We start from the raw sequence: 6,677 nt of genomic DNA, 5'->3' as shown, positions 1-6,677 counted from the left end.
TTCAAACGCCCGCCGGCACCAAGTAACAAACCGGTACCGATAGCGCCACCGATGGCGATCATCTGGATCTGCCGCGGCTTCAGGCTCTTGTGATACCCCTTATCCTCGGCATGCAGCGAGGACTCAGTAGCGTGGGCATGACCACCGTCGATCAGGTGGTCCGGTGCGGCATTGCGGTCCGCTACAACCTCGTCATTGGGGTTGTTGGGCATGGTTGAGCCTTTCAGTAGGGGAACATCAAGCAAGGTAAGGGAAGAATGTTGCCGGGCTGTGCAGCCCGGGTGGTTAGAAGACGGACCAGCCGGTGCGGTCCGAAAGGTCGGCCAGGGCGGCGGTGCCGGCCAGGGAATTTCCCTTGGCGTCCAGGCGGGGGCTCCAGACACAGATGGCGCATTCGCCGGGAACGATCACCAGGATCCCGCCCCCGACACCGCTTTTTCCAGGCAGGCCAACCCGGTAGGCGAACTCTCCGGCGGCGTCGTACATGCCGCACGTCAGCATGATGGAGCCGATGCGTTTCGCTTCGCTGCGGGACACCACGGGTCCGTTGGTCCCCTGGCCGTCCCGGGCCAGGAAAAGTCCCGCTTTGGCGAGTTCCACGCAGGTCATCATGATGGAGCATTGCCGGACATAGTTTTCCACCACTGATTCCGCTGGCCGGGCCAGGTTGCCGAAATCCTTGAGGAAGTGCGCCAAGGCCAGGTTGCGGCTGCTGCTGGAAAGCTCGCTGGCCGCGGCGTCCTCATCAATGAACGGACCTGCGCTGCCTGCCTCTTCGGTGAGGAACCGCAACAGCCGGGTGGCGGCGTCGGGCGTTTCATTCATCAGGTGGTCGGTGACCACCAGGGCGCCGGCATTGATGAAGGGGTTCCGCGGGATGCCGTGCTCCACTTCCAGCTGAACCAGGGAGTTGAACGGGGTACCGGACGGCTCCCGCAGCACGCGGGACCACAGGGTTCCAGGGCCGTCCCCCCGGAGCGCCATGGCCAGGGTGAACACCTTGGAAATGCTCTGGATGGAGAACGGAACGTGGGCATCGCCGGAACTGAACAGCTCACCGGACGTGGTGGCAACCGCGATCCCAAACCTGTTGAACGGCACCGCGGCCAAGTGCGGGATAGTGGCGGGGACTGAACCGCTTTCCCGCTGTGGGGTGTGGCTGCGGACGATGTCGTCCAGTAGCGGGCCCAGCGGAGGGGCCATAAGCGCTGTGGTCATTTCCTGCCTAAAAGTTCTTTGTGTGTACCGGCCCATTCCTGAATGTGCAGCAGGGCCACCAACGCATCCCGGGGGTCGCTGAAATCCAGGCCCGTCAGCCGGGACGCCTTGCCGATCCGGTAGTAGACGGTGTTCTTGTGGAGCTTCATCCTGGCGGCGCACCCGGCCACATCAAGGGCGGCATCGAAATACGCGTGCAGGGTTTCGGCGAGTTCGCCGTCCTCCCGCAGCAACGCGGAGAGGCCGCGGTGACGGAACGTGGAGGACGTGAAATTGTGGACTGCTTCGCGGAAGAGGATCTCGGCTTCAAAGTCGTTCACAGTGGCAACTGACGCGTCCGGAGACGTGCCGACGCAGCCCAGCAGTGCCTCGGTGATGCTGGTGGTTGAATGCAGCGACAACAGGTCCGGGACCACCGGCCCCACGGCGGCAAACGGACGGATGCCCAGGTGCTTGCCCGCATCCCGGACGATCGACTCAGCCAGGCTGCGCAGCCCAGGTTCCGCTGCGGCGGACTGCAGCCCCGGGACAATCACGGCGGTATCGCCCTTGAACTGGCCCACGATGGCGGAGGCCTTATACGCGGCCGCATGGATGGATGCCAGGTTGGCCAGCTCACCGTGTTTGAGTGCTGCGTCGTCCGCCTGCGCCTCGGCATCCGAGATGCCCAGCAGGATCAAAGCCGCGGGACGGTCAGCGGGGATCTTCTCGCTGTGGGCGCTGGCGGAGGCTTCCGCCGGGCCCGACAGGATCCGTGCCACTCGGTCTTCGCGCATGTGCACGGACTGCTGGTTGCGGTAACGGATCAGCTCGGCCGAGGCCCTGGCGGCAGATCCGTTGAGGACATAGTCAACGTCCGCGCCGAACCCCGCCCCGGTTTCCTGGAGCCAGATGTACCCCATGATCCGGTCCCCGGCGAACAGCGTGATGGCCACGCGTTCCCGCAGCCCGTCCTGCGGCCGGGCCGGCACCCGCACGGGCAGCCGGGTCCGGTGCAGTTCCCGGTAGGCGCCCAGGTCTTTGAGCAACAGTTCATATTTCCGCGGACCGCGCCGGGTCAGGATGGAAGCTTTGCGGAGCTCGTCGATGTCGTTTGAAACAGTGGAATAGGCCAGTACCTTGTTGGCGGCATCTTCAATGAGCACGTGGCTGGAAGTGAGCCTGGCCGTGGTCTGGGCAATCGCAAACAGGTCCTCTTCCAGCAGGGTCAGCACTTCGCTCTGGTAGCTGCGGGGCTGGATCCTGTCCTTGGCGATGGACAGCAGGCGGTCCCAGTCAGCCGCCGGATCCACCAGGAGCAGGCCCGTGCCCGCATCGCGGAGCAGCTCTTCGGCTTCGACGAGCTCTTCCCGCTTTCCCTTGACGGCAATCACCGGCGGGGGGTTCTTCACGAGCCGCCGCAACGCGGGCAGGGCCGAGCGGCCGCGGACGCCGATCAGCAGCACAAAGGCCGCACCGCCGTCGGACGTTTCATCGTCGGCGTCCACAATCAGGAACCGTTCAATGGCGGAGCCGGCCGGGCCCGGCCCGAGGACCAGGGTGGCGAAACCCAGGGGGAGATCCGAGAGGATGTGGTCCACCGTCACCGCTGCCATGGGCTTCCTTCTGCGTCGAACTGGCCGGACGGCTCTGTCCGGACACCTCATGCTATCGAGGCCGGCACCCGCAAAATATAGGCACGAGACCAAAGGCAGTGGCAGCTTTTCATTCCGCGGACCATGTCTGCAGGGTTACAGGCACTCCAGGTTCTTGCACCGGGCCACAACCCGTCAGGATCCGCCGGTAACGGACGCGGGCCGCGGGCTCAGACCGTCTCCTCCGCCGCGAGCTGGGACGAGACAATCTCGCGGTACGTCTCGGACGTCTCCAGCAGCTCAAGGTGCGTTCCGCGCGCCACGATCCTGCCGTCGTCGAGCACCAATATCTGGTCCGCCTCCACGATGCTGGACACCCGCTGGGCGATGACCACCATGGTGGCGCCGGACGTGCTCCGCTTCAGCGCCCGCCGCAGCCGCGCGTCGGTGCCGGTGTCCAGGGAAGAGAAGGAGTCATCGAAGATGTAGAGCTCGGGCCGTTTCACCAGGGCCCGGGCGATGGCCAGCCGCTGCCGCTGCCCGCCGGAAACGTTGGTGCCGCCCTGGCTGATGGGTGCGTCCAGACCCTCCTCCATCTCCTCCACGAAGTCCCGGGCCTGCGCGATCTCCAGCGCCTCCCACAGCTCATCCTCGGTGGCCGCAGGGTTGCCGTACAGCAGGTTGCTGCGGACCGTCCCGGTGAACAGGTAGGGCCGCTGCGGCACCAGGCCGATGTGCCCCCAGAGCAGGTCCGGGTGCAGGTCGCGGACGTCCACCCCGTCGATCAGGACTGCCCCGGTGGTGACGTCGAACAGGCGGGGCATCAGGTTCACCAGGGTGGTCTTGCCCGCGCCGGTGCTGCCGATGATCGCCGTGGTCTGCCCGGCCTTTGCGGTGAAGCTGATGCCGGAGAGGACGGGCTGGTCGGCACCCGGGTAGGCGAATCGGACGTCGCGCATCTCCAGCTCGCCCCGCCGCTGCCTGTCGCCCGCCGCGGCGGTGACCGGGTTCAGTGGCGGCAGCACGCTGGACCGGGTGCTTAGAACCTCGCCGATGCGGTCCGCGGACACCGAGGCGCGCGGGATCATGACCGCCATGAACGTGGCCATCATGACGGACATCAGGATCTGCATCAGGTAGCTCAGGAACGCGATCAGGGTGCCCACCTGCATGGACCCGTCCCCGATCCGGAACGACCCGAACCAGATCACCGCCACGGACGATACGTTCAGCACCAGCATCACCACCGGGAACATCAGCGCCATCAGCCGGCCGGCCTGCAGGGCAACGTCCGTGACGTCCGCGTTGGCCTGGGTGAACCGGGCCGTTTCCACGTCCTCGCGCACGAAGGCCCGCACCACCCGGATGCCGGTGAGCTGTTCGCGGAGCACCCGGTTCACGGTGTCGATCCGCTTCTGCATCTTGCGGAACAGCGGCACCATCCGGGTGACGATCAGGCCGACGGCGATGAGCAGCACTGGCACGCACACGGCGATCAGCCAGGACAGCTGGACGTCTTGCCGGATGGCCATGATGACGCCGCCGATGCTGAGCATGGGTGCTGCCACCATCAGCGTGGCGCTCATCAGCACCAGCTGCTGGACCTGCTGGACATCGTTGGTGGACCGGGTGATCAGGCTGGGGGCGCCGAACCGGGTGACCTCCTGCTCGGAGAACTCCCCCACCCGCTCGAAGATGGCTCCGCGCATGTCTCGGCCCAGCCCCATCGCGGCCTTGGCGCCGAAGTAGACGGCCACCACCGCGCACGCGATCTGCGCGAGGGTGATGACCAGCATGATGGTGCCGGTGGACAGGATGTACCCGGTGTCCCCCTTGGCTACGCCCTCATCGATGATGTCCGCGTTCAGCGTGGGCAGGTACAGCGACGCGATCGACTGCGCCAGCTGGAAGATCACGACGGCGGCCAGCAGCGCGCGGTGCGGCCGCAGGTATTCAACAAGCAGTTTCCAGAGCATTCCGGTTCCAACCTGACGGAGTGTCCACAAAAGGTGGTGCGAGCGTCAGTTTACGTCCGGCAGCTGAAACTTGGGCCGGTGCCGCCGGAGAAAACCCGGAGGTTCTCCCTCGGCGTACACACCGGTGATTCTGGGGTGTGCGTTCCCCTCTAAGTCCAGAATTCTGCGGCCTTGGCCGTGTCCTCCTGGAACTCGCTGACCTCGGTGACCTTGCCGTCCTTGAGCGTGAACACAAGCACGCCCTCCTGCTCCATGGACTGGCCGTTGCGCTGCGCCTGGGCCTTCTGCAGGCTGACGGTGTGCTGCTCCCCGGCGATGACGTCCTTGAGCTCCACCTTGGTGGTGCCTCCGGACCGGGAGAACAGTTCACCGAAATAGGCCATGATTTCTTCCTGGCCGTTCTTGTCGCCCGCCAGCCCGCCGCTGCCGCCCACGTGGTAGACCGCGTCCTGCGCGAACAGCTCCATTAGGGTCTGGACGTCCCCTGAATTGAAGGCCTCGTACCCGCGCCGCACCACCGCGGCGTCTTCCTGATTGCCCATCTCGAACCCTTTCCAACACCTTCGTGGGGTCCCAGCGGAGCAATTTTAGGCCTGCCGGGTTCGCGTGTCTATTGGCTTTTGGCCCCTTCTGCGGCGCCGGTTTCGGACCGTTTCGGGGGCGCGACGGCGGGCGGCAGGGCAAGGCTATCCGAAGCGCCGTTGCCCTGCCACGACATTCTGGACTCGGCGTGACTGCTGCCTGACGGCAGCGCCGAGATCAGGGAATCAGGCCGTCCGCACGGTAGCGGTCAAACAGTGTGGTGAAGGCATCCAGAGTCCGCCGGTAGCCCGTGAAACCTGCATCCCTGCTCTTGCCCATGTCCGTCACTACCTCGATGTTCCGCCCCAGGTCGCCGTCCGTGTGCCACCAGGACGCCACCCGGCCCAGGTCCGGTTCGCTGAGGTTGTTCTCCTCGGCAATCCGCCGCCACTGTTCCTCCCGCCCCGCCATGGACTGCTCCAGCGGACGCGGCTCCCCCTGGTACCCCTCCCACTCCACGCCGAAATGGGCCGCGAGCTTCGGCCACATCCAGCGCCAGCGGAACACATCGCCGTTGACGATGTTGAAGGCTTCGTTGGCCGCGGCGGGAGTGGTGGAGGCCCACAGCATGTGCTCGGCAAGCAGGCCCGCATCCGTCATATCGGTCAGGCCGTTCCACTGGGTTTCGGACCCGGGGAAGACGAACGGCTCGCCGCTGTCCCGGCACAGGGTGGCCTGCGCGGCGAGCGTGAGGCCCATGTTCATGGCATTGCCTACCGCGTGCCCGATCACCGTGTGGGCACGGTGCACTGACCAGGTGAAGCCCTGCTCGGCGGCCGCTGCCCAGAGTTCGTCCTCCTGGGCGTAGTAGAAGTTGTTCACCGGAAGCCGCGGTTCCTCCTCATGGAAGGGTGTGTCCGGCATTTCCCCGGCGGCGTACGCCTCGAAGGGTCCCAGATAGTGCTTGAGCCCGGTCATCAGGGCAACGTGGGCTACGTCCTTTCCCCGCAGCGCTGCGAGGAGGTCACGCACCATGCCCGCATTCACGGCGATGTTCTCTTCCTCCGTGGCGCGCCGCGACCAGGCGGTGAAGAAGACATGGGAGGGGTTCTCCGGCGCAAGCACGGCGGCGAGCGCGGAAGCCGAGGTCAGGTCCGCGGAGAGCCACCTGACGCCGGAGCGCTCAGGTCCGGGCCGGCGGGACAGGGCGAGAAGTGACCAGCCGTCGCCCAGCAGGGTGTCCACCAGGGCGGAGCCTGAGATTCCGGTGGCCCCCACCACCAGTGCCGTCCGTCCGTTGCCCGCTGCTGTTCCTGATCCGATGGTCATGGTGCTCCTTCTGGTAGGTGCTGTGTATCCGCGCGCCAGCACGGCCTCACGCTGTGGC

Annotated in this window: 5 protein-coding genes and 1 pseudogene; all 6 read right to left on the bottom strand. The window is 66.0% G+C overall.

Annotated features, from left to right (window positions below; genetic code table 11):
- A pseudogene (locus AC1DBN_RS19030) lies at positions 1-212 on the bottom strand (amino acid permease); the annotation flags it as partial.
- A 73-nt stretch (positions 213-285) separates the two neighbouring features.
- Complete coding sequence (locus tag AC1DBN_RS19025) at positions 286-1,218, bottom strand: glutaminase (protein ID WP_477723910.1); 933 nt, start codon at positions 1,216-1,218, stop codon at positions 286-288.
- Positions 1,215-2,813 (bottom strand): PucR family transcriptional regulator, encoded by a 1,599-nt coding sequence (locus AC1DBN_RS19020; RefSeq protein ID WP_477723909.1) that lies wholly within the window; start codon positions 2,811-2,813, stop codon positions 1,215-1,217. The genes AC1DBN_RS19025 and AC1DBN_RS19020 overlap by 4 nt, the downstream gene beginning before the upstream one ends.
- Positions 2,814-3,022: 209 nt before the next feature.
- On the bottom strand, positions 3,023-4,768 hold the full coding sequence (locus AC1DBN_RS19015) for an ABC transporter ATP-binding protein (protein ID WP_477723908.1): 1,746 nt from the start codon (positions 4,766-4,768) through the stop codon (positions 3,023-3,025).
- Positions 4,769-4,917: 149 nt separating this feature from the next.
- Entirely contained in the window at positions 4,918-5,310 is a 393-nt protein-coding gene (locus AC1DBN_RS19010) for a nuclear transport factor 2 family protein (RefSeq protein ID WP_477723907.1), read from the bottom strand.
- A gap of 217 nt (positions 5,311-5,527) precedes the next feature.
- The gene (locus tag AC1DBN_RS19005) at positions 5,528-6,619 is read right to left on the bottom strand and encodes an SDR family oxidoreductase (RefSeq protein WP_477723906.1); all 1,092 of its coding nucleotides are present in this window, start codon (positions 6,617-6,619) and stop codon (positions 5,528-5,530) included.
- Positions 6,620-6,677 lie beyond the last annotated feature (58 nt).

Source organism: Pseudarthrobacter sp. 10T415 (assembly GCF_056394175.1).
The sequence above is the reverse complement of the archived record's forward strand: the minus strand, read 5'-3'. Positions and strand labels throughout refer to the sequence as shown.